This window comes from Pseudomonas sp. PA-1-3F (assembly GCF_021609665.1).
Lineage (GTDB): Bacteria > Pseudomonadota > Gammaproteobacteria > Pseudomonadales > Pseudomonadaceae > Aquipseudomonas > Aquipseudomonas paracarnis.
In genome coordinates, this window is the sequence record NZ_WJZD01000006.1 from 108555 (window position 1) to 129361 (window position 20807).

At 57.9% G+C, this 20807-nt stretch carries 20 protein-coding genes; 13 read left to right on the forward strand and 7 right to left on the reverse strand.

What is annotated here, in order from left to right; translation table 11 throughout:
• The first annotated feature begins 471 nt into the window (after positions 1-471).
• The 5 genes from GIV26_RS05955 to GIV26_RS05975 all read left to right on the forward strand — a co-directional run bounded on the left by GIV26_RS05955 (position 472) and on the right by GIV26_RS05975 (position 5777).
• Positions 472-1131, forward strand: a complete 660-nt coding sequence (locus tag GIV26_RS05955) for a DUF1120 domain-containing protein (protein ID WP_236279671.1) — start codon at positions 472-474, stop codon at positions 1129-1131.
• 115 nt (positions 1132-1246) lie between these two features.
• Positions 1247-1906 carry a DUF1120 domain-containing protein gene (locus GIV26_RS05960; protein ID WP_157717968.1) on the forward strand — a complete coding sequence of 220 codons (660 nt, stop codon included), beginning with the start codon at positions 1247-1249 and terminating at the stop codon, positions 1904-1906.
• 105 nt (positions 1907-2011) lie between these two features.
• Complete coding sequence (locus tag GIV26_RS05965) at positions 2012-2713, forward strand: fimbria/pilus chaperone family protein (RefSeq protein WP_205548284.1); 702 nt, start codon at positions 2012-2014, stop codon at positions 2711-2713.
• A 6-nt stretch (positions 2714-2719) separates the two neighbouring features.
• Positions 2720-5224: a fimbria/pilus outer membrane usher protein gene (locus tag GIV26_RS05970; protein WP_268942023.1), complete on the forward strand. Its 2505-nt coding sequence runs from the start codon at positions 2720-2722 to the stop codon at positions 5222-5224.
• 10 nt (positions 5225-5234) lie between these two features.
• Complete coding sequence (locus GIV26_RS05975) at positions 5235-5777, forward strand: hypothetical protein (protein WP_070415456.1); 543 nt, start codon at positions 5235-5237, stop codon at positions 5775-5777.
• 4 nt (positions 5778-5781) lie between these two features.
• Here the strand turns inward: GIV26_RS05975 and GIV26_RS05980 are convergent, their stop codons facing one another.
• The 4 genes from GIV26_RS05980 to GIV26_RS05995 are packed head-to-tail and all read right to left on the reverse strand — an operon-like array spanning position 5782 to position 8621.
• The gene (locus tag GIV26_RS05980) at positions 5782-6519 is read right to left on the reverse strand and encodes an amino acid ABC transporter ATP-binding protein (protein ID WP_034129024.1); all 738 of its coding nucleotides are present in this window, start codon (positions 6517-6519) and stop codon (positions 5782-5784) included.
• The gene (locus tag GIV26_RS05985) at positions 6506-7156 is read right to left on the reverse strand and encodes an amino acid ABC transporter permease (RefSeq protein ID WP_034129023.1); all 651 of its coding nucleotides are present in this window, start codon (positions 7154-7156) and stop codon (positions 6506-6508) included. Before GIV26_RS05985 ends, GIV26_RS05980 begins: the two co-directional genes overlap by 14 nt.
• Positions 7153-7821 carry an amino acid ABC transporter permease gene (locus tag GIV26_RS05990; RefSeq protein WP_058426445.1) on the reverse strand — a complete coding sequence of 223 codons (669 nt, stop codon included), beginning with the start codon at positions 7819-7821 and terminating at the stop codon, positions 7153-7155. Before GIV26_RS05990 ends, GIV26_RS05985 begins: the two co-directional genes overlap by 4 nt.
• Positions 7822-7835: 14 nt before the next feature.
• Positions 7836-8621 carry a transporter substrate-binding domain-containing protein gene (locus GIV26_RS05995; protein WP_236279673.1) on the reverse strand — a complete coding sequence of 262 codons (786 nt, stop codon included), beginning with the start codon at positions 8619-8621 and terminating at the stop codon, positions 7836-7838.
• 254 nt (positions 8622-8875) lie between these two features.
• Here GIV26_RS05995 and GIV26_RS06000 point away from each other — a divergent pair, with 254 nt between their 5' ends.
• The 6 genes from GIV26_RS06000 to GIV26_RS06025 all read left to right on the forward strand — a co-directional run bounded on the left by GIV26_RS06000 (position 8876) and on the right by GIV26_RS06025 (position 16149).
• Positions 8876-9571: a FadR/GntR family transcriptional regulator gene (locus GIV26_RS06000; RefSeq protein WP_060763912.1), complete on the forward strand. Its 696-nt coding sequence runs from the start codon at positions 8876-8878 to the stop codon at positions 9569-9571.
• 121 nt (positions 9572-9692) lie between these two features.
• Positions 9693-10022 (forward strand): thioredoxin TrxA, encoded by a 330-nt coding sequence (gene trxA / locus GIV26_RS06005; RefSeq protein WP_034129019.1) that lies wholly within the window; start codon positions 9693-9695, stop codon positions 10020-10022.
• A gap of 234 nt (positions 10023-10256) precedes the next feature.
• Entirely contained in the window at positions 10257-11516 is a 1260-nt protein-coding gene (rho, locus tag GIV26_RS06010; RefSeq protein WP_003176825.1) for a transcription termination factor Rho, read from the forward strand.
• A 156-nt stretch (positions 11517-11672) separates the two neighbouring features.
• Positions 11673-13655: an acyltransferase family protein gene (locus GIV26_RS06015; RefSeq protein ID WP_236279674.1), complete on the forward strand. Its 1983-nt coding sequence runs from the start codon at positions 11673-11675 to the stop codon at positions 13653-13655.
• A 59-nt stretch (positions 13656-13714) separates the two neighbouring features.
• On the forward strand, positions 13715-15181 hold the full coding sequence (gene ubiD / locus GIV26_RS06020; RefSeq protein WP_003195329.1) for a 4-hydroxy-3-polyprenylbenzoate decarboxylase: 1467 nt from the start codon (positions 13715-13717) through the stop codon (positions 15179-15181).
• A complete protein-coding gene (locus tag GIV26_RS06025; protein WP_236279675.1) occupies positions 15181-16149 on the forward strand; it encodes a CDP-6-deoxy-delta-3,4-glucoseen reductase in 969 nt (322 codons plus the stop codon). The genes ubiD and GIV26_RS06025 overlap by 1 nt, the downstream gene beginning before the upstream one ends.
• Before the next feature lie 58 nt (positions 16150-16207).
• Here GIV26_RS06025 and GIV26_RS06030 read toward each other — a convergent pair whose 3' ends face one another.
• The gene (locus GIV26_RS06030; protein ID WP_236279676.1) at positions 16208-16690 is read right to left on the reverse strand and encodes a sn-glycerol-3-phosphate transporter; all 483 of its coding nucleotides are present in this window, start codon (positions 16688-16690) and stop codon (positions 16208-16210) included.
• A gap of 250 nt (positions 16691-16940) precedes the next feature.
• Here GIV26_RS06030 and GIV26_RS06035 point away from each other — a divergent pair, with 250 nt between their 5' ends.
• Positions 16941-17594, forward strand: a complete 654-nt coding sequence (locus GIV26_RS06035) for a gamma-glutamylcyclotransferase (RefSeq protein WP_054895996.1) — start codon at positions 16941-16943, stop codon at positions 17592-17594.
• Here GIV26_RS06035 and glpT read toward each other — a convergent pair.
• On the reverse strand, positions 17591-18928 hold the full coding sequence (glpT, locus tag GIV26_RS06040) for a glycerol-3-phosphate transporter (RefSeq protein WP_032878817.1): 1338 nt from the start codon (positions 18926-18928) through the stop codon (positions 17591-17593). The two genes, GIV26_RS06035 and glpT, sit on opposite strands and share 4 nt — an antisense overlap.
• 291 nt (positions 18929-19219) lie before the next feature.
• Positions 19220-20197, reverse strand: a complete 978-nt coding sequence (locus tag GIV26_RS06045; protein WP_236279677.1) for an NADPH:quinone oxidoreductase family protein — start codon at positions 20195-20197, stop codon at positions 19220-19222.
• 150 nt (positions 20198-20347) lie between these two features.
• Between GIV26_RS06045 and GIV26_RS06050 the strand changes: the two genes are divergently transcribed.
• Entirely contained in the window at positions 20348-20755 is a 408-nt protein-coding gene (locus tag GIV26_RS06050) for a flagellar basal body-associated protein FliL (RefSeq protein ID WP_124379883.1), read from the forward strand.
• The last annotated feature ends 52 nt before the right edge of the window (positions 20756-20807 follow it).

A 20807-nucleotide genomic window follows, 5' to 3' on the forward strand; every position in this document is an offset into this window, starting at 1 on the left:
TCGCAGAGCTGTCTTACGTTGATTGAGGTATTTTTCCGGCTTAATTATTTATGTGTGGCGCCGATACTGCCGGTCGGCAATTAAGCCGTGGCGGTAATTATTTGTCGCTCAGGGCTTGTACAAGGGGGTAGTTATGCGTGTGGGGTTAAACAAGTGAACACCTCACATCGCTGACTATAGGTGCTGTTTTTACATATTCAGGAAATTAAGGTGCTCAGATGAAGAGCAAAGTGTCAGTGCCGGCGGGACTGCTTCTGGCTGCTGTAGATTTAAGCGTCGAAGCAGCCAATCTACGAGTGAAGGGTATTAATGGCCCCGCCCGTTGCAGTTTAACACTATGAGTTCGATGGCAAGCAGCCTGCGCTAGAGCTGTGTTATTTCCGATAGTTGTTGTGTCGGCAGTTTTAGTGATGAGCGATATTGGTTTTTTGCTAGCGAATCCATTTCTATGTCTATGCAGGATGTAAGATCATGAAAGTAAAGTTTGTTTTGGTGGCAGGTATGGTGCTTTCGGTGGCTAGTCTGAGTGCTCAGGCCTCAGAGTTGCGCGTAAAGGGGGCCATTGTTCCTGCCAGTTGCAGTTTTACAATGACTAATGCCGTTTTCGATTATGGTGATATCCGGCCGTCGAGCCTAAGCGAAACTCAGTATACGCGTTTGACGGCGAAGTCTACGCCGTTCGCTGTTAAATGCGAGGGAAGTGCACTTACTGCGGTTGGGCTCAAGGCAGTGGATAATCGTTCATCCAGCAAAGTGCCAGGTATCGTTAGCTCAATAGACCAGGGCTACACTGATAACTACAACTATGGATTGGGTTTGTCGTCCAAAGGACAAAAAATAGGTGGTTATGCCGTACATGTTCAAAACTCTATTGCTGATGGGCGAACCGTCCGTACAGTGACTTCCGCAGACAATGGCAATACATGGACGAACTATCGAAGTAACGCGTTGGGTCAAGGCGGCGATGTCATTGCCTGGTGGGGTGGTTCAGGAGCGCAAACACCACTTAAGGTTAATTCGGTATCGGGGAATATTCAGATTATCACCTTTATTAATAAAAAGTCCGCGCTCGATGTAAGCAGTAAAATCGAGTTGGACGGTCACGCAACCTTGGAGCTTCGTTACCTCTAGGCTCCTATTCGTACTTCCTTGATCAGATAATTCGCATCGGTGTGTGGGTGATAGCGCAGGCCTAATTGTCATCGGGTTTGATCTGATATTTATCGTTATGTTGAGAGTGCTAAAAATGAATAAGACGATGTTTGTAATGAGTGTCGCGTGCTTGGCGTCCCTTGGTTTTCATGCTCAAGCTGCTGACCTGAGTGTGAAAGGAACGATTGCCCCCGTCAGCTGCAGTTTCACGATAACCAATTCGGTTTTTGACTACGGAAGGATTGACCCGAATTCCCTGAGCCCGACGCGTTATACACAGTTGGCTAAAAAGACAACGCCTTATTCGATCAAGTGTGCCAGCAATGTCAAGACAACGGTGGCGATCAGGGCGTCGGACAATCGTGCAAGCTCTCGAATTCCCGGCATGATGCTCAGTCTTTTTGGCAGTAATTATAAAGATATTTATAACTTCGGATTGGGTGCTACGTCCCAAGGGCAAAAGATTGGTGGGTATCTGATCCACCTACGTAATTCTGTGGCGGACGGTGTAGCGGTGGGGATTGTTGGTTCCGAGAATAATGGCGGATATTGGCATACGAATAGCACCCAAGCCGTCGGCCATACCTCCAACCTTACGGCTTGGCGGGCAGGAAATGTCTACGCACCTATCAAGCTTAATACGGTGGCAGGCCAAATTGAAGTGTTGCCTGTTATCAATAAAACATCAGAGTTAAATATGAGTAATCAGATTAATCTGGACGGTCAGGCTACGTTAGAGCTGCGCTATCTATAACTAGGTTCGGAAAGGGGCCGAGCAGAGCCACGCTTTATTAAGCGGGCTTTGTGTCGGCCAATATTTCTTTCGCAAAGCCTGTGCGCACAAGTGGGTAGTGAAGTGATGGTTAAAAGATTTCTTAAATCATGCTTGTTAATAGGTTTTTTCTTGCCGGCGGTGCTGTTCGCCGACGGTATGCGTCCTGATACCACCGTCATTGTGCTACATGAGGCAGAAGGTGAAGTCAGCATTAACGTCACCAACACGGATAGCAGTCCGGCACTGCTGCACTCGGTTATTGAGGATGTCCCGGAAGATACCGAGCAACTGATTGTTGTCACCCCACCGGTCACACGTGTGGATGCAGGAGAGCGTCAGATGGTGCGGTTTCTTTCAATAGGCACCGAACCACTCAAGACCCAGCGCCTGAAGCGTGTGTCCTTCGAAGGAATTCCTCAGGCACAACCTGGTTCCGGTGCGACCATTGGTATCAGCCTTCGGCAGAACCTTCCGCTGATCCTGCATCCCAAAGGCTTGCCAAAGAACGATGCGCCTTGGGAGCTACTGACCTGGCATCTTCAGGCCAACGTCTTGAGTGTGCGCAACGACAGCCCCTACGTAGTTCGCTTGGCGGCAGACGTCCGTCTTAATCCGCAACGAGTGACGGCCAGCCTTGCTCGTACCTACGTGCTGCCTGGCGAAGTGTTGCAGGTGGCCTTGGACAAGCCTGTACCCGGTGCGACCTCGGTCACCCTTGAACCCGCGACCGTCTACGGCTTCGCTGTCGATAGCTACGATGCGCTGCTCATCACGAATGCGCAGTGACCGTTCATGAACACAACCAATGGCAGTTTCGGTGCAGTTCCCGACGACTTGAATCATGTACAAAAGCGTGAGGCGCTTTTCAGGCGAAGCGGGCTGAGCCTGTCGGTGTGCATGGCAATGATGGCGGTGGTGGTCACGGATGCTTCTGCCGCCCGTGTATCGAGCATTTCCGGGTTCGACTTGGAAACGCTGCAGGCGCGTGGTATCAGCCCTTCGGTTGCCCACTATTTTCGTCATGCGCCACGTTTCAGTGAGGGTGTGAGGGTCGTGGACCTGCACGTCAACGGTGAGCGGATAGGCTTGACGGATGCTCGGTTCGATAAAGAAGGTGAGCTATGCTTTACCCGTAGTTTGCTTGATCGTGGCAGCTTGCGGGTACCTTCCTCGGTGATCGACAAAAGTGTCCCCCCCGAGCAAGCCTGTCATGACTTCAAAGCCGAATACCCTGAGACAGTAACGACATTGCGTCCTGGCAACGAAGAGGTGTCGTTGGTGGTGCCTACGCAAGCGCTGCGAGACGTTCAGCGAGACTCCGGCAGCTATGCGCGCGGAGGCACGGCAGCGCTACTCAATTACGACGTCCAGGCAATCAACAGTCATTCCAGGGCGGATACCTATCGGTATCTTTCAGCCTCCACAGAGGTGGGCTTCAATTTTGGCGATTGGATTGCCCGCAGCCGCCAGCTTTATATTTCCAACGATCGCCGCACAACGGCCGAACACCTTTTCGCCTATGCACAACGGGATTTCTTGCCTTTGGCTTCGACCTTCCAGGTCGGTCAGATATCGAGTAATAACCCGGTGTTTGGGGGAGTACAACTGACGGGCGCGCAGATTTTTCCCGATGGTATTGAAAGTGGTGGCAGTCACAATGGCGTGGTAGTCGAGGGGCGAGCCCTGAGCCAGTCAAGGGTGGAAGTACGGCAATCCGGCGCGTTGATCTATACCACGGTCGTTCCTGAGGGGCCTTTTACACTGACCAATCTGCCCTTGCTCAACGGCACCAGTGACCTTCAGGTCACGGTGATAGAGACCCAGGGCGGGCAGCGCAGTTTTATCGTGCCGGCTGCTACGTTCCGCGCAGTGGTCCCCGTGAAGTCTGGATATACAGCTTCTTTGGGCAAGATCCGCGAGGTGGAGGGGAGAGGGGCCAAAGAGCCCCTGCTGGCCATGGCCAGTGGTACGTGGGCTGTGGGCAAGGACAGCGCGGTCAGCGCAGGGGTACAAGGTACCGATAGCTACAATGCGGTGGGGCTTGCCCTGGACAGCAGCTTTTCCCAGCGCTTTTCCCTGGGGGTGCGTAACAACTTGTCCCGGGATCATTCAACAAACGTACAAGGCGCGCGCAACAGTGTGTCTGTGAGCGTCGGCCTGCCTGCGAATGTACAGATGTCCTTGAGTGCCACTGCGCAGACACCGGGCTATCGTGACGTCATCGATACAGTGACGCCTCATGTAAACGATGTGGATGGTTCGCGATTCAAGAACCAGTACACCGTAGGATTCAGTTGGGCGGACCCTCAGTTGGGTGGCTTCTCAATCGGTTATAACCGGGGGGCCGATTTCAAGAGCCGGATTACCCAGAATATCTACGGCACGTGGAACAAGAGCTTCAGATATGCCAGCGTCGGTGTGACCGTGGACTCTCAGATTGGCCAGTCCAACAGTGCCGATGACCGGAACGATGACGGACTGGGTATTCGACTGCAGGTCAGTGTTCCCCTGGGCCGTGATCGGAGCCTCAGCGCATTCGCTCGACGTCAGGGAGAGCGCTCCAGTATCGGCACTGCCTATGATGAGCGTGTCGACGAGACGCTGAACTACCAGATACGCAGCGACAGAGACTTCGCAGGGCATCGTGAGCACACCCTGGGCGGCACGCTCAACGCGTCTTCTCGTTACGCGCAAGTGGGGCTGGGGCTGAATCGTGACTCGTCCAGCACCAGTTACTCCGGGCAATTGCAAGGGGCGGTGGTCGCCCATTCTGAAGGTTTCACATTGTCGCCGTATCGGGTTGAGGACACGTTTGGCGTGGTCTCGGTGGGCGAGGTTGCCGGTGCTCGTCTTACCACACCTCAAGGGCCGGTTTGGACCGACCCGTGGGGCAAGGCTGTGATCGCCAGTTTGCCGGCTTATCAGTCGAGCGTGTTGGAGCTGGAAGGCAAAAGCCTACCTCGCCAGATGGATATCAAGAACGGTACCAAGGTCCTGGAAGCGGGCCGTGGGTCCTTCAACAGGGTCGATTTCGAAGTAATCAACGTACGCCGGGTACTGCTGCGCGCTACGGATATACACGGCAAACCATTGCCTCAGGGCGCTGCCGTGCTGGGGCCAGAAAATGCATTGCTGACCACGGTGGTCGGGGATGGGATGATTTTTCTCAGCAACGTCGACGCGCCCCAGGCCCTTAAAGTCTCTTCCAGCACAGTGTCCTGCGCGCTGCAACTCGACCTTCCGGAGCAAACCTATAATGGCAAATTCTACGAAACCGCTTCGGCGGTCTGTCGGTGAGATGGCCCGCATGAACGAGTGGCGTATCGGGTGCCTCAAAGGCTTGGGGCTGTTGTTGAGCTGCCTTTTACTGGCAGCGCCGGCAAGTGCTGCGAACTGCCGCCTGTCCCTGAGCCAGCCCATCATCGATTACGGCCTGCTTCGCCCAGGCGAACAGCTCGAAAACCGGGGTGCTTCGCTGGGGAAGCGTATGGTACGTCTGAACGTGATCTGCGTGGAGGCTGCGGTGATTGCGCTACGTTTTCAAGGCGTGCCGGCCAATGAGACTGGCTACAGGTTTGGACGCCAGGGTTTTTTCAACCTGACGCTTCAGCATCCTCAACTCGACGGTAAACCCATCGAGTTAGCGCAATGGCACAACCCTACCGAACGGGACGCCCAGCTACGCCCAGGCCAATCTCTGGTAGTGCTGGTCGGCGGAGCTCCTGCCAGAGGCCACGCTTTTTCGGCGCAGGTGCAAGTAGACACCTGGCTATCGAGCGCAGCCACTGCTGTTGGCAATAAAACCACATACGAGGGCAATGGGCGTTTCGAGCTGGTGTCCGGTGGCTGAGTCCTCAGGCAGGTGATCCATGGCTGCCGATGAAGTTTGCCAGCTCGGCAGATTGCGGATGTGCAAACAGCACTTTCGGATCGCCCACTTCATGCACCTTTCCCTGGTGCATGAACACCAACTTATCCCCAACCTCCCGGGCAAAACGCATTTCGTGGGTCACCATGATCAGGGTCATGCCGTCTTTAGCCAGTTGGCGCACCACGCTGAGCACTTCATTGACCAGCTCAGGGTCCAGGGCCGATGTGATTTCATCGCACAGCAGCACTTTGGGTGACATGGCCAGTGCGCGGGCAATGGCGACTCGCTGTTGCTGGCCACCGGACAGTCGATCAGGGAAAGCGTCGAACTTCTCGCCCAGGCCTACCCGTTCCAGCATCTGCTTTGCCAACTGCACCGCTTTGGCCTTTGGCACTTTCTGCACCACTTGCGGCGCCAGCATCACGTTCTCGCCCACGGTCAGGTGCGGGAACAGATTGAATTGCTGGAACACCATGCCGACCTTCTGCCGCAGGCTGCGCAGGTCGGCGCGGGCCGCGTCGAGGTATTCACCATCGACTTCGATGACACCGTCGTTGATCGACTCCAGACCATTGAGGGTGCGCAGCAAGGTGGACTTGCCCGAGCCGCTGCGGCCGATGATTGCCACCACCTGGCCTTCGTCCACCGTCAGGTCGATGCCCTTGAGCACGTGGTGATCGCCGTAATACTTATGCAGGGCAGAAATTCTAAGCAGAGGCATGCAGTCTCCTTTCCAGGTAGCGCGCACTGAGGGACAAGGGGTAGCAAAGCAGGAAGTAACCGAGGGCCACCAGGCCATAGACCATGAAGGGTTCGAAGGTGGCGTTGGCGAGCATGCCGCCCGTCTTGGTCAGTTCGGTGAAGCCGATGATCGAGGTCACGGCGGTGCCTTTGACCACCTGCACCGAGAAGCCCACTGTCGGCGCGACAGCAATACGTAGCGCCTGGGGCAAGATCACGTAGCGCAGTTGTTCAAGCGGGTTGAGCGCCAGGCTGGCCGAGGCTTCCCATTGGCCGTGGGCAATTGAGTCGACGCAGCCGCGCCATATTTCAGCCAGGTAAGCGCTGGTAAACAGGGTCAACGCAATCGCCGCTGCCAGCCAGGGCGATATGTCCACGCCGAGCAGGGCAACGCCGAAAAACACCAGGAACAGCTGCATCAGCAGTGGCGTGCCCTGGAACAGTTCGATATAGGCGCGGGCAATGTTGCGTGGGAACGCTTTGCGGCTGATGCGCAGGGTCATCACCAGTAAGCCGATCAGGCCGCCGCCCACAAACGCCACTAGTGATAGCAGCAGCGTCCATTGCAGGCCGGTAAGCAGGTTGCGCACGATGTCCCAGAACGAAAAATCACTCATCGGCTGTTCCTCATGACAAACCGTCGGCCGATCCAGTTGAGCAACTGGCGAATCATCAGCGCCATGCACAGGTACACCAGGGTGGTCAGGGCATAGGTTTCAAAGGCCCGGAAATTACGCGACTGGATAAAGTTGGCGGCAAAGCTCAGCTCTTCAGTCGCGATCTGCGAACACACCGCCGAGCCGAGCATCACGATGATGATCTGGCTGCTCAGGGCTGGCCACACCTTGCCCAGGGCTGGTAGCAACACCACATGGCGGAACGCCTCGAAGCGCGTCATTGCCAGCGCCGCGGCCGCTTCCAGTTGCCCCCGTGGGATGGCCTGGATACCCGCACGTATGATCTCGGTGGAGTACGCCCCCAGGTTGATTACCATCGCCAGCACGGCGGCTTGCCATTCGGTGATTTTCAACCCCAGGGACGGCAGTCCGAAGAAAATGAAGAACAGTTGCACCAGGAACGGCGTGTTGCGGATCAACTCGACATACACACCAAAGAGCCATGCAAACGGCTGGATCTTCCACGCCCGTACCACGGCGCCGACAGTGCCCAGTGCCACGCCGAGGATGGCGCCAATGGCCGTCAGCTCAAGGGTGAACAGCGCGCCACGCAGGAGCAGGTCGGTATTGGCCAGCACCGGCACAAAGTCGAATTGATAGGCCATCGTTGAGCTCCGCGTCAGAGGTCGGCAGGCAGCGGTTCTTTGAGCCACTGCATGGCGTTTTTCTCCAGGCTACCGTCAGCCTTGGCTGCGACCAGGATCTGGTTGACCTTTTCCAACAGCGCCGGCTCGTTCTTGTTCACGCCCACGTATACCGGCGAGTCCTTGAGCTTCACCTTCAGCGCGGGTACGCGTTTGGGGTTGCGTTCGCTGATGGCCACCATGACCACGTTGCCGCTGGCGATCAGGTCGACCTGGCCGGCCAGGTAGGCGGCGATAGTGGAATTGTTGTCTTCAAAGCGCTTGATCGTGGCTTCCTTGGGCGCTACCGCTGTCAGCTCGATGTCCTCGATGGCGCCACGGGTCACGCTAATGGTCTTGCCCTTGAGGTCTTCGAGGCTGGCGATGGCGGCGTCAGGCGGCCCAAACACGGCGAGGTAGAACGGCGCGTAGGCGTTGGAAAAGTCGATGACCTTTGCGCGCTCGGGGTTCTTGCCCAGGCTGGAAATCACCAGGTCGACCTTGCCGGTGGTGAGAAACGGGATGCGGTTGGTGCTGTTCACCGGGGTCAGTTCCAGCTTGACCTTGAGTTGGTCGGCCAGCAGCTTGGCGGTGTCGATGTCCAGGCCACGGGGTTGCATGTCAGGGCCCACCGAGCCAAACGGCGGAAAGTCCTGGGGGACGGCAACCTTGAGCGTGCCACGAGCGACGATGTCATCCAGACCATTCGCCTGGGCGGGTGCCTGGCTCAGCATAAGGCTGGCAAACAGGGCAGTGAGCAGGGCGCTGTAGCGCTTGGTCATGGCAACTCTCCGGAAAAGGCGAAGGAATTTTCTGAGTTTGCCCAGTGCACAGCCCATGCCAGCACCGTTCGGATCGTCTGCAAGGCTGATGTTTATTGAGATGCACAGGTCTTACTGGTCTGAACAGTTGCCAGGGTTTTCGCACCCTTTTCGAGCGCTGACAAAAAGCTGCGAGCCCCTTTGGGGCGTGGCTTGCAGCCGGCCATAAATAGTTTTACAACGGGTCACGCAGCTATCGGGAACCTGTGCTTTTTATGAATTCCATTGCCCAAGCCGTACCGGAAGCGGCCTTGCAGGCCATCCGCAAACTCATCAAGGAGCAAGGCTTCGGGCCGGGCGATGCGTTACCGTCCCAGCGCGACCTGGCCCTGCAATTGGGGGTGAGCCGGGCGTCGTTGCGTGAGGCGCTGTCATCGCTTAGCGCCTTGGGCGTGGTCAGTGTGCAGCCGGGCAAGGGCGTGTTCGTGCAGGACGTGCAAGAAGCGCCCGGGTTTGCCTGGCCCTTCGCGGCGCAGGCTACGCCGCCGGATATCTTCCAGCTGCGCTACGCATTGGAGGGGTTTGCGGCGGGGTTGGCGGCGATGACACTGACCATCGAGGCGCTGGACAGCCTGGAGGATAATGTCGAAGCCATGCACAGAGTGCTCAAGGCGCGTGACTTCGAAGCGGCCGCTCGCCTGGACTTCGAATTTCACCAGTGCATTCTGCTGGCCAGCGGTAACCAGGCAATGGTGAGTATCCTCAGTGCCAGTGCCGAGGTGTTTTTGGAGAGTCAAAAACTACCGTTCATCCGGCCGGAGCGGGCCATGGAAACCTGGCAGGAACATCGCAGGATCCTGCGCGCCCTGGCCCGCCGCAACAGTACGACGGCGCAGAAAACCATGCAGGAACATATACGTAATGCTGCGTTGCGCACGGGCATTGCGTTCGTGACGCCCGTTACGTCGTGAGTGGGGTCATACCCACACTCATTCAACTTCATAGCAAGACTCAATCAGACGCGGCTTCCTGAACAGGGGAAGGGCGGCTATGATGGGCAACGTTTTTTTTGCTTACAATCCGGAGACATCCATGAGCAACGATCTTATCAAGCACGTCACCGACGCGACCTTTGAGGCCGAAGTACTCAAGGCTGCCGGCCCGGTGCTGGTTGACTACTGGGCTGAATGGTGCGGCCCTTGCAAAATGATCGCTCCGGTCCTGGACGACATTGCAACCACCTACGAAGGCAAGCTGACCGTTGCCAAGCTGAACATCGACGACAACCAGGAAACTCCGGCCAAGCATGGCGTACGTGGTATTCCTACGCTGATGCTGTTCAAGAACGGCAATGTTGAAGCGACTAAAGTGGGCGCGCTGTCGAAGTCCCAGCTGCAAGCTTTCCTCGACGCGAACATCTAAGCGTCGTCAAAAAAGCCCCGCAAATAGCGGGGCTTTTTCGTAAAGCAGGGCTAGACGCTCCGAAATCCAGGTGGTACATTCGGCCCCGCAGTGGTTTCTCCACTGCCCCCTGCAAGCCGTCGCCGACGCATTCCTTTTCGATTAGTACGCGATCCTGTCGCCTTCTCTGCGGCGCGGCCTCATTAAGCCAAAAGCTTAATTTCCCCCCTCCATAAATGATTACGTCATTCCTATATGAATCTGACTGAACTCAAGCAAAAGCCGATTACCGACCTGCTCCAATTGGCCGAAGAAATGGGCATAGAAAATATGGCCCGTTCGCGCAAGCAGGACGTGATTTTCTCCCTGCTCAAGAAGCACGCGAAAAGCGGCGAGGAAATCTCCGGTGATGGCGTGCTGGAGATCCTCCAGGACGGCTTCGGCTTCCTCCGCTCTGCAGACGCGTCCTATCTCGCCGGCCCAGACGATATCTACGTCTCGCCGAGCCAGATCCGTCGCTTCAACTTGCGCACTGGTGACACCATCGTTGGCAAGATCCGTCCTCCGAAGGAAGGCGAGCGTTACTTCGCCCTGCTCAAGGTCGACACGATCAACTTCGACCGCCCAGAGAACGCGAAAAACAAGATTCTCTTCGAGAACCTCACCCCGCTGTTCCCGACCGTGCGCATGAAGATGGAAGCCGGTAACGGCTCCACCGAAGACTTGACCGGTCGTGTGATCGATCTCTGCGCTCCGATCGGCAAAGGCCAGCGTGGCCTGATCGTCGCACCGCCGAAAGCCGGCAAGACCATCATGCTGCAGAACATCGCCGCGAACATTGCACGTAACAACCCTGAAGTTCATCTGATCGTGCTGTTGATCGATGAGCGTCCGGAAGAAGTGACCGAAATGCAGCGCACCGTGCGCGGCGAAGTGGTTGCCTCGACGTTCGATGAGCCGCCAACCCGCCACGTGCAGGTTGCCGAAATGGTGATCGAAAAGGCCAAGCGCCTGGTCGAGCACAAGAAAGACGTGGTGATCCTGCTCGATTCCATCACGCGTCTGGCCCGTGCCTACAACACCGTGATCCCGAGCTCCGGCAAGGTGCTGACCGGTGGTGTCGATGCCCACGCCCTGGAGAAACCAAAGCGTTTCTTCGGCGCTGCGCGGAACATCGAAGAAGGCGGCTCGCTGACCATTATCGCCACCGCGCTGGTTGAAACCGGCTCGAAGATGGACGAAGTGATCTACGAAGAGTTCAAGGGTACCGGCAACATGGAACTGCCTTTGGACCGCCGCATCGCTGAAAAGCGTGTGTTCCCGGCGATCAACATCAACCGCTCCGGCACCCGCCGCGAAGAGTTGCTGACCGCAGACGACGAACTGCAGCGTATGTGGATCCTGCGCAAGCTGCTGCACCCGATGGACGAAGTTGCGGCCATCGAGTTTCTGATCGACAAGCTGAAAACCACCAAGACCAACGACGAGTTCTTCCTGTCGATGAAACGCAAGTAATACAGCGTTTCAGGTCCAAAAAAATGGCGTCCTTAATGGGACGCCATTTTTTTTGCGTCGAGATTCTGCGATTTTTGTGGCATAAGTATCCGTTAAGTAACAAAAATTGACGCGTGACTTCGCTCATCCCTTTCGTCGCAGACTGACCACATTCTTATGACCACCCTTGCTTACCGCAGAGACATCGATGGCCTGCGTGCCATTGCTGTCCTTGCAGTCGTGTTGTTCCACTTTGGTGTCCCTGGCATTACTGGCGGTTTTGTTGGCGTTGACGTCTTCTTCGTCATCTCAGGTTTCCTGATCACGTCAATTATCTGGCGTGAGCGTCAAGCTGGACGCTTCAGCTTCATCGACTTCTGGGCTCGTCGAGCCCGGCGTATCTTGCCGGCCCTGTTTGTGATGATCGCCGCGACACTGGCAGTGGGTTGGTTTCTGTTGGCGCCCAAGGACTATGAGGAGTTAGGGCGGTCTGCGCACTATCAGGTGACCTTTACGTCGAACCTGTTGTTCTCGCGTCAGCATGGCTACTTTGATGCCTCATCCGACATCAAGCCCTTGCTGCATACCTGGTCGCTTGCAGTAGAAGAGCAGTTCTATATTTTCTTCCCATTGCTGCTGACGTTGCTTTCCAGTCGGTTGAAGTACTGGCGCCTGGCATTGTTCGCGGTACTGTTGGTGTCGTTTGGCATGAGCGTCTGGGCGGTTCAGCATGAGCCGCAGAAAGCCTTCTTCCTGTTGCATCTGCGGGCCTGGGAACTACTGGCCGGTGCAATGCTGGCGGTGCAGCCCAAGCGTGAATGGCGCGCCTCGCCGGCCTTGGCTCAAGGGGTCAGCCTGGCTTCCCTGGCATTGATCCTCATCGCTGTGCTGGGCTACGACGCGAAAACGCCGTTCCCAGGTGCGACCGCGTTGTTGCCCGTGCTGGGGGTGGTCGGGTTGATCTGGGCCAACGGCCAGCAACAGACCTGGGTCGCTCGCCTGTTGGGCACACGGATCATGGTGGGTATCGGGCTGATCTCTTATTCCTGGTACCTCTGGCACTGGCCGGTATTCGTGTACGCCAACTATGCTGCGGTGGATGGCTTGAGCGCGCTGGAATTGGCAGGGCTGATGCTGCTTTCGCTGGTGCTGGGCTATCTGTCCTGGCGCTTCGTGGAAACGCCGTTCCGGGAAAAACGTTTGCTGGCTTCGCGTAAGGCGATTCTGGCGTCAGCCATGGTCGGCATTCTGGGGCTGGGCTTCACTGGCCTTGCGATACGCGAAGCTGACGGCGTGCCTTCGCGCTTGTCCGAACAGGCGTTGCGTTTTGCCCAGGCCAAGAAGTGGAGCCCTGACCTGCTGGCGTGCATGGCCGACAAAGATACGCCCGATGAACGCTTGTTCTGCCATTTCGGCCCGAAAGGCCAATCTGTTTCAGCGCTGGTATGGGGCGACAGTCACGCCACTGCGCTGATACCCGCACTTAAAGAGGGCGCTGATCGCCACGATATCAGCCTGGTCGAAGCCAGTTTTGCCGGCTGTATTCCCCTCGATGGCCTGGAGAATATTGCCCGCTGCGCGCATTTCAATCGTCGCGTCGAGAAGGCCATGTCCGAGCAGGCTTTCAGCGATGTGGTGTTGGCCGCCCGCTGGAGCCTGTATGTGTACGGGCAAATGTCCGGTGACAAGGAGCATGCGCTCAAAGACCCCGGCACCGGCCAGTATGTGCGTGCCGTCGCCGAACAACGCTTTGCCCAGGGCTTGCGCGAGCGCATCCAGGGCTTGCGCGCTGCCGGGCACAAGGTCTGGCTGGTCAAGGAAGTGCCGCTGCAGGAAATCATCGTACCTTACCGTCTCAGCCGCCTGGCCATGATGAACCGCCCCGTGGACGGTGAAGGGCTCGCCGTGGCCGAGCATGTAAAGCGCCAGGCCTTTATCACGCACTTGTTTGATGAGTTGGCGGCGGCCGACAGCGGTGTCGCGGTGCTGGACCCTGCACCTTTGCTGTGTGGCACCGACGGTGTATGCCGGGTCGAACTCAATGGCCGAGCGCTGTATACCGACGATAACCACCTTTCAGACGTCGGCGCGCGACACATCGAAGCCTTCCTGGAGCCGTTGTTCAGTTCGTTGCAATCACGCGGATTGACGGCCAATTAAGCTGCCAGCCGCCCTCAGAGCAGGTAGGATGTACGCCTATTTTACGGGTGGCATGGTTAATGAAATTCAAGGATCTTCGGGATTTCGTGCAGCAACTTGAGCAGCGCGGAGAGTTGAAACGTATCCAGATGCCGATTTCTCCGGTGCTGGAAATGACTGAGATTTGCGACCGCACCTTGCGCAACAAGGGCCCGGCGCTGTTGTTCGAAAACCCGACCGGCTTCGATATTCCGGTGCTGGGCAACCTGTTCGGCACTCCCGAGCGCGTGGCCTTTGGCATGGGCGCCGAGTCCGTCAGCGAACTGCGCGAGATCGGCAAGCTGCTGGCTTTTCTCAAGGAGCCCGAGCCGCCCAAGGGCTTGAAGGACGCCTGGTCCAAGCTGCCGATCTTCCGCAAGATCATTGCCATGGCCCCCAAGGTGGTCAAGGACGCGGTGTGCCAGGAAGTGGTCATTGAGGGCGACGATGTCGACCTGGCCATGCTCCCGGTGCAAACCTGCTGGCCCGGCGACGTCGGCCCGCTGATCACCTGGGGCCTGACCGTCACCAAAGGCCCGAACAAGGACCGCCAGAACCTCGGTATCTACCGTCAGCAAGTCATTGGCCGTAACAAAGTGATCATGCGCTGGCTGAGCCACCGTGGCGGCGCCCTCGACTTCCGTGAGTGGTGCGAAAAGCATCCCGGCAAGCCGTTCCCGGTATCCGTGGCCCTGGGTGCCGACCCGGCGACCATCCTCGGCGCGGTCACGCCCGTACCTGACAGCCTCTCCGAGTACGCTTTCGCCGGTTTGTTGCGCGGTAATCGCACGGAGCTGGTGAAGTGCCGCGGTAATGACCTGCAAGTGCCGGCCACCGCCGAAATCATCCTTGAAGGCGTGATTCACCCAGGTGAAATGGCCGATGAAGGCCCCTACGGCGACCACACCGGTTACTACAACGAAGTCGACAGCTTCCCGGTGTTCACCGTCGAGCGCATCACCCATCGGGTCAAGCCGATCTACCACAGCACCTACACGGGTCGTCCGCCCGATGAGCCCGCCATCCTCGGCGTGGCGCTCAACGAAGTGTTCGTGCCGATCCTGCAAAAGCAATTCCCGGAAATCACCGATTTCTACCTGCCGCCCGAGGGCTGTTCGTACCGCATGGCCATCGTGACCATGAAGAAGTCGTATCCGGGGCATGCCAAGCGGGTAATGCTCGGCGTATGGTCGTTTTTGCGACAGTTCATGTACACCAAGTTCGTTATTGTCACCGACGACGACATCAATGCCCGGGACTGGAACGACGTGATCTGGGCCATCACCACGCGCATGGACCCCAAGCGCGATACGGTGATGATCGACAACACGCCTATCGACTACCTCGACTTCGCGTCGCCGGTATCGGGCCTTGGCTCAAAGATGGGCCTGGATGCCACGCACAAATGGCCGGGCGAAACCACGCGTGAGTGGGGCCGGGTGATCGTCAAGGATGAAGCTGTCACTGCGCGGGTCGATGCGATCTGGAAAGAATTGGGAATAGATTGATGCGTGTAACCCTGCAACCTTCCGGTGCTGTGCTGGAGCTGGCTCCTGGCGAGCGAATCCTCGAAGGCGCCCGTCGCCTGGGCTATGAGTGCCCTCAAGCCTGTCGCAATGGCGTGTGCCATGTCTGCGCGGCGTTGCTGGTGGAGGGCCGGGTACGCCAAGCCGGGGAAGTGCGCGATCATGGTGAGTTCTACACCTGTATCGCCGAGCCCATGGAGGATTGTGTGGTGCTGTGGGATGGCGTTCTGGCGCCGGGAGAGTTGCCGTTGCGCAAATTGTCGTGCCAATTGATCGAGTGTGTGCAAGTGGGTGGCGATGTGTGGCGCGTGCGCCTGCGCGCCCCGGCTGGCAAGGCGGTGCGTTATCACGCCGGGCAATACCTGATGATCGAGCGGGACAACGGCGAGAAGTCAGCGTTTTCCCTTGCCTCGGCGCCCCATGCCGGGCGTGAGTTGGAGTTGCATGTACTGGCACGGGAAGCCAGCGCGCGCAGCCTCATCGAACAGTTGCAGCGTAACCAGATGGCGCGCGTCGAGCTGCCGTTTGGCGACACTCACCTGGCTGAACTGCCAGACGGGCCACTGGTACTGATGGCCGCCGGCACCGGCATGGCGCAGATGAACAGTCTGATCGAGCATTGCCGCGCTTCAGGTTTCAAGCACCCGGTGCATCTGTATTGGGGCGTGCGTCTGCCGGAAGATTTCTACGAAATCGAGCATTGGGATCAATGGCTGCAATTACCCAACCTGTTCCTGCACAAAGTCGTCAGCGACCTGTGTGGTTGGGAAGGGCGCTGTGGTTTGCTGCATGAGGCAGTGTGCGAAGACATTGCCGACCTCAATAGCGTGCACGTCTACGCCAGCGGTTCGCCGGCGATGATCTACGGCACGCTGGACGCACTGGTCAACGCCGGCATGGATGCGCACCGGATGCGCGCCGACGTCTTCGCCTACGCCCCAAGGCCCTGAACTTGCGCTGAATAATGTAGGAGCAGGCAAGCCAGCTCCCACAGGGGACAGTGTCGTGTCAGAAGCGCACGCCAGTTGTCACCATTGCCGCGTTGAACCCGAGCAACACCAACTCCGCCGCCACCGGCCCGTAATGCGTGCCCACCGACGGAATGATCACCGGCGCCACACCGAATCGGTTCAACGGGATCTTGTCGCGGTACTCGCCGCGATAGCCCTGAAGCAGCCCGCCGGTCAATTTTGCATACACCGGATAGTCGGCCAGGTCATAGCGCTTGCCCGCATAGGCGTAGTACGAGCGCTGGCGGAACGAGTTGCGAAAAGTCACCCCGCCATACAGCAGGCCCGACGCCTCGTTGCGTTCCAGGCCGATCAAGTCCTGCTTGTTGTTGTGCTCGGGGTCGGGGGCGAAGTGCCGGGTGTAGACGCTGGTCTGGGCGTACCAGAAGCCTTTGTCGTCGTTGGCGGGAGGGGTTTCGCTCGCCAGCGCGGTGGTGGCTTGGGCCAGGAACAACAGCCCAGGCAATCGAAATTTTTTCATGGGGCGACCTCGATAGTCGATGTAATGAACGGCTAAGTGGGTCGTTATGTGCGCGCTAGTTTGACGGCATGGCGCCCGCCCAGGCTGAACCGGGGCTGACAGTAGCGGGATTAACCGTCCAGATCCTGACGAGTGGCGGCGTTGATTAATGCCCAGTGGCACTTTTTCGCCGTACGGTTACAGCGCTGCGTTTTATTACGGTAAAGTCGCTCACAACTGGTAACACTCAGGAGGCGTACCGCATTTCGCCATGACCGCCATTGAAACCGATCTTCTGCAATTGGCTTACCCTCCGCGCCTCGATCTTGGGCCGCAACTCACACACGAACAGTTGATGAGCTCGATGCAAGCCACCATGGCACGGCATAAGGGTGGGCCGGTGTGGCTATTTGCTTATGGTTCGCTGATCTGGCGCCCTGAATGTTCATCCACCGAGCGCGTTCGGGCACGGGTCCACGGTTATCACCGGGGCTTGTACCTGTGGTCCCATGAGCATCGGGGTACGCCGGAATTGCCGGGGTTGGTGTTCGGGCTGGACCGCGGTGGTTCCTGCAGCGGGTTCGCCTACCGTTTGCCGGAAGATCAGTTGGAGGCCTCGCTGTATGCCCTGTGGCAACGCGAGATGCCTTACCCCTCTTACCGGCCGCACTGGCTCAGCTGCCGATTGCAAGATGGCAGTACCGTGCAGGCGTTGGGGTTTGTGTTGGAGCGGCATTTGCCCAGCTATGCTGGCAACTTGCCTGATATCGTGCTTAATCATGTACTGCAAAGCGCTTGCGGGCGTTACGGCACGACTCGCGATTATGTCGAGCAGACCGTGAACGCCCTGCGTAGCCACGCCATGCCAGATAAAAACCTGGAGGCGCGGCTCAAGCGTTGTGCCAAGGGTTGCCCGGGCGATTAACGCGCCGAGCTGACACTGTTGGTGTGCCACAGCGTGGGGATCAGGAACGCGATCGCCAGTACGCACGCACCAATCAGCAGCACGAAACCACCGTCCCAGCCGAAATGGTCGACCGTGTAGCCCATGGCCGCACTTGCCGCTACCGAACCGCCCAGATAACCGAACAGACCGGTGAAGCCCGCTGCGGTGCCGGCGGCCTTCTTCGGAGCCAGTTCCAATGCCTGCAGGCCGATCAGCATCACCGGGCCGTAGATCAGGAAGCCGATGGAGAACAGCGCAATCATGTCGATCATCGGGTTGCCCGGCGGGTTGAGCCAGTAAACCAGAGTGGCCACTGTCACCAGGGCCATGAACACGATACCGGTCAGGCCGCGGTTGCCACGGAAGATCTTGTCCGACATCCAGCCGCACAGCAGCGTGCCCGGAATACCTGCCCACTCGTAGAAGAAGTACGCCCAGGACGACTTATCGACCGTGAAGTGCTTGGCTTCTTTCAAGTAGGTCGGCGCCCAGTCCAGTACGCCGTAGCGCAGCAGATAGACAAACACGTTGGCGAAGGCGATGTACCAGAGCATTTTGTTGCGCAGCACGTACTTGACGAAGATTTCCTTGGCGCTGAATTCGTCTTCGTGGCTGGCATCGTAGCCTTCCGGATAGTCGTTCTTGTACTTCTCGATAGGCGGCAGGCCCACCGATTGCGGAGTGTCCCGCATGGTGATGAAGGCAAACGCCGCCACCGCCAGGGCCACGGTGGCCGGTACATAGAACGCCGCATGCCAGTCGTTGAACCACGCCATGCCCAGCAGGAACAGCGGGCCGATCAAGCCACCGCCGACGTTATGCGCCACGTTCCAAACCGACACCACGCCGCCGCGTTCTTTCTGCGACCACCAGTGCACCATGGTCCGCCCACTTGGCGGCCAACCCATGCCTTGGGCCCAGCCGTTGATGAACAGCAAAATGAACATCATGGTCACGCTGGACGTTGCCCAAGGTGCGAAACCGAAAATGAACATCACCCCCGCCGAAACCAGCAGGCCAAAGGGCAGGAAATAGCGTGGGTTGGAGCGGTCGGACACCAGGCCCATCAGGAATTTGGACAAGCCGTAGGCAATCGCGATCGCCGACATCGCCAGGCCCAGTTCACCGCGGGTGTAACCCTCGTCGATCAGGTAGGGCATGGCCAGGGAGAAGTTTTTACGCAGCAGGTAGTAACCGGCGTAACCAAAGAAAATACCCGCGAAGATCTGCCAGCGCAGCCGTCGGTAGGTACTGTCTATTTTTTCTTCAGGCAGGGGCGCCTGGTGTGCGGCAGGACGAAAGAAAGCAAACATTCAAGAGCTCCAAATTTCTTGTTTTGACTGCGGATGCGAATGTTACAGTTTCGTTACCGAAAATAGCATCGCCTCTTATCTGCAAACACAGGAAACGAGAGCAATTGCATGTTCTTTTACGAACATGTCGCCTATAGATAAGTGATGGTCGTGGTTAGGTCCTAAGACCGCGAAGTAACTACTGTGGGAGCTGGCTGGCCTGCGATGACGGTCTTTCAGCTTCATCTGTAGCAGCTGACTCACCGCTGTCGCAGGCAAGCCAGCTCCCACATGGATTGCATTTCAGGTGTGTTATCGGGTTTGGACAACTATTTTACCCACTGCCTTGCGCTGCCCCAGATCATTGATCGCCTTTGCGGCCTGTTCCAGCGGATACACCTGTGACACCAACGGCTTCAACTTGCCCTCGCCATACCACGTGAACAACTGCTGAAAATTCGCCGCGTTATCCTGCGGCTGGCGCTGGGCAAACGAGCCCCAGAACACCCCGACCACCGCTGCGCCCTTGAGCAACGCCAGGTTCACCGGCAGTTCAGGAATACGCCCGCTGGCGAACCCCACCACCAGCAGCCGACCATTCCAGGCGATCGAACGAATGGCCTGGTCAAACAGGTCGCCACCCACCGGGTCGTAGATAACATCGGCGCCTTTGCCATCGGTCAGGCGCTTGACCTCATCCTTGAGGCTGGCTTCGCTGTAGTTGATCAACTCATCGGCGCCGGCCGCCTTGGCTACTGCGAGCTTGTCGGCGCTGCTGGCGGCGGCAATCACCCGGGCGCCCATGGCCTTGCCGATCTCCACGGCGGCCAGGCCCACGCCGCCGGACGCACCAAGCACCAGCAAGGTCTCGCCGGGTTGCAGGTTGGCGCGTTGTTTCAGCGCATGCATGGAGGTGCCGTAGGTCATGCTGAAGGCGGCGGCGGTGTTGAAATCCATGCTCGGCGGGATCGGCAGCACGTTATAGCCGGGCACGGCGACCTGCTCGGCAAAGCTGCCCCAGCCGGTCAGCGCCATCACACGGTCACCGACTTTCAGATGGCTGACTTTCTCACCCACTTCACTGACCACGCCTGCCGCTTCGCCACCGGGTGAGAACGGAAAGGGCGGCTTGAACTGGTATTTGCCTTCGATGATCAGGGTGTCCGGGAAATTCACCCCGGCCGCGTGCACGTCCAACAGGATTTCGTTCTTCTTGATCACGGGGCTGGCGATCTCTTCCAGCACCAGGGTTTCGGCGGGGCCGAAGGCTTTGCACAGCACAGCTTTCATCGGACTATTCCTTTTGGCGTCGTGGCCGATAAGTGTAGGAGGGAACGCCCGTGGGTCAACGAGCATGCCCGCGCCTGATAAGCCCCCATAAGCTTGTGCTCAGCCTTGCTAGCGTTATGCTACCCGGCAACCGAATTCGAGGAATGAACTGTGAAAGCGTGGATCCTGTTGATGCTGGCCCTGACCTTGCCGATGGCAGCCCAGGCCGAAGAGGCCAAAGAGGGCGAGGCGCCGAAGGTCAGCTATATCAGCCTGAGCCCGCCGTTCGTGGGCAATTACGGCCTGGATGGCACGGCCAAACTCAAGGTGTACAAGGCCGATATCGCCCTGCGTGTGACCGGCACCGAAGCAGCCGCGGCGGTCAAGGCCAACGATCCGTTGATCCGCAACCAGTTGGTGGCGCTGTTTACCCAGCAGACCAGCGAGGCCATGAGTACGGTCGAAGGCAAGGAAAAGCTGCGTCAGGAAGCCCTGAAACAAACCCAGCAGGTGATGAACGATGAAACCGGCAAGCCAGTGGTAGAAGACCTGCTGTTCAACAACCTGATCATCCAGTAGGAGCGAGCTTGCTCGCGAAAAACGTCAACGATAACGCGTGCTTCCTGAATAA

Bases quoted from the DNA above. Each gene is read 5' to 3' on its own strand.
- GIV26_RS05985 (WP_034129023.1), bottom strand. From the start codon at position 7,156: ATGAGTGATTTTTCGTTCTGGGACATCGTGCGCAACCTGCTTACCGGC.
- GIV26_RS05975 (WP_070415456.1), top strand. From the start codon at position 5,235: ATGAACGAGTGGCGTATCGGGTGCCTCAAAGGCTTGGGGCTGTTGTTG.
- GIV26_RS06030 (WP_236279676.1), bottom strand. From the start codon at position 16,690: ATGAAAAAATTTCGATTGCCTGGGCTGTTGTTCCTGGCCCAAGCCACC.
- glpT (WP_032878817.1), bottom strand. From the start codon at position 18,928: ATGTTTGCTTTCTTTCGTCCTGCCGCACACCAGGCGCCCCTGCCTGAA.
- GIV26_RS06015 (WP_236279674.1), top strand. From the start codon at position 11,673: ATGACCACCCTTGCTTACCGCAGAGACATCGATGGCCTGCGTGCCATT.
- GIV26_RS05980 (WP_034129024.1), bottom strand. From the start codon at position 6,519: ATGCCTCTGCTTAGAATTTCTGCCCTGCATAAGTATTACGGCGATCAC.
- GIV26_RS06045 (WP_236279677.1), bottom strand. From the start codon at position 20,197: ATGAAAGCTGTGCTGTGCAAAGCCTTCGGCCCCGCCGAAACCCTGGTG.
- GIV26_RS06035 (WP_054895996.1), top strand. From the start codon at position 16,941: ATGACCGCCATTGAAACCGATCTTCTGCAATTGGCTTACCCTCCGCGC.
- trxA (WP_034129019.1), top strand. From the start codon at position 9,693: ATGAGCAACGATCTTATCAAGCACGTCACCGACGCGACCTTTGAGGCC.
- rho (WP_003176825.1), top strand. From the start codon at position 10,257: ATGAATCTGACTGAACTCAAGCAAAAGCCGATTACCGACCTGCTCCAA.
- GIV26_RS05955 (WP_236279671.1), top strand. From the start codon at position 472: ATGAAAGTAAAGTTTGTTTTGGTGGCAGGTATGGTGCTTTCGGTGGCT.
- ubiD (WP_003195329.1), top strand. From the start codon at position 13,715: ATGAAATTCAAGGATCTTCGGGATTTCGTGCAGCAACTTGAGCAGCGC.
- GIV26_RS06000 (WP_060763912.1), top strand. From the start codon at position 8,876: ATGAATTCCATTGCCCAAGCCGTACCGGAAGCGGCCTTGCAGGCCATC.
- GIV26_RS05960 (WP_157717968.1), top strand. From the start codon at position 1,247: ATGAATAAGACGATGTTTGTAATGAGTGTCGCGTGCTTGGCGTCCCTT.
- GIV26_RS06025 (WP_236279675.1), top strand. From the start codon at position 15,181: ATGCGTGTAACCCTGCAACCTTCCGGTGCTGTGCTGGAGCTGGCTCCT.
- GIV26_RS05990 (WP_058426445.1), bottom strand. From the start codon at position 7,821: ATGGCCTATCAATTCGACTTTGTGCCGGTGCTGGCCAATACCGACCTG.
- GIV26_RS05965 (WP_205548284.1), top strand. From the start codon at position 2,012: ATGGTTAAAAGATTTCTTAAATCATGCTTGTTAATAGGTTTTTTCTTG.
- GIV26_RS05970 (WP_268942023.1), top strand. From the start codon at position 2,720: ATGAACACAACCAATGGCAGTTTCGGTGCAGTTCCCGACGACTTGAAT.
- GIV26_RS05995 (WP_236279673.1), bottom strand. From the start codon at position 8,621: ATGACCAAGCGCTACAGCGCCCTGCTCACTGCCCTGTTTGCCAGCCTT.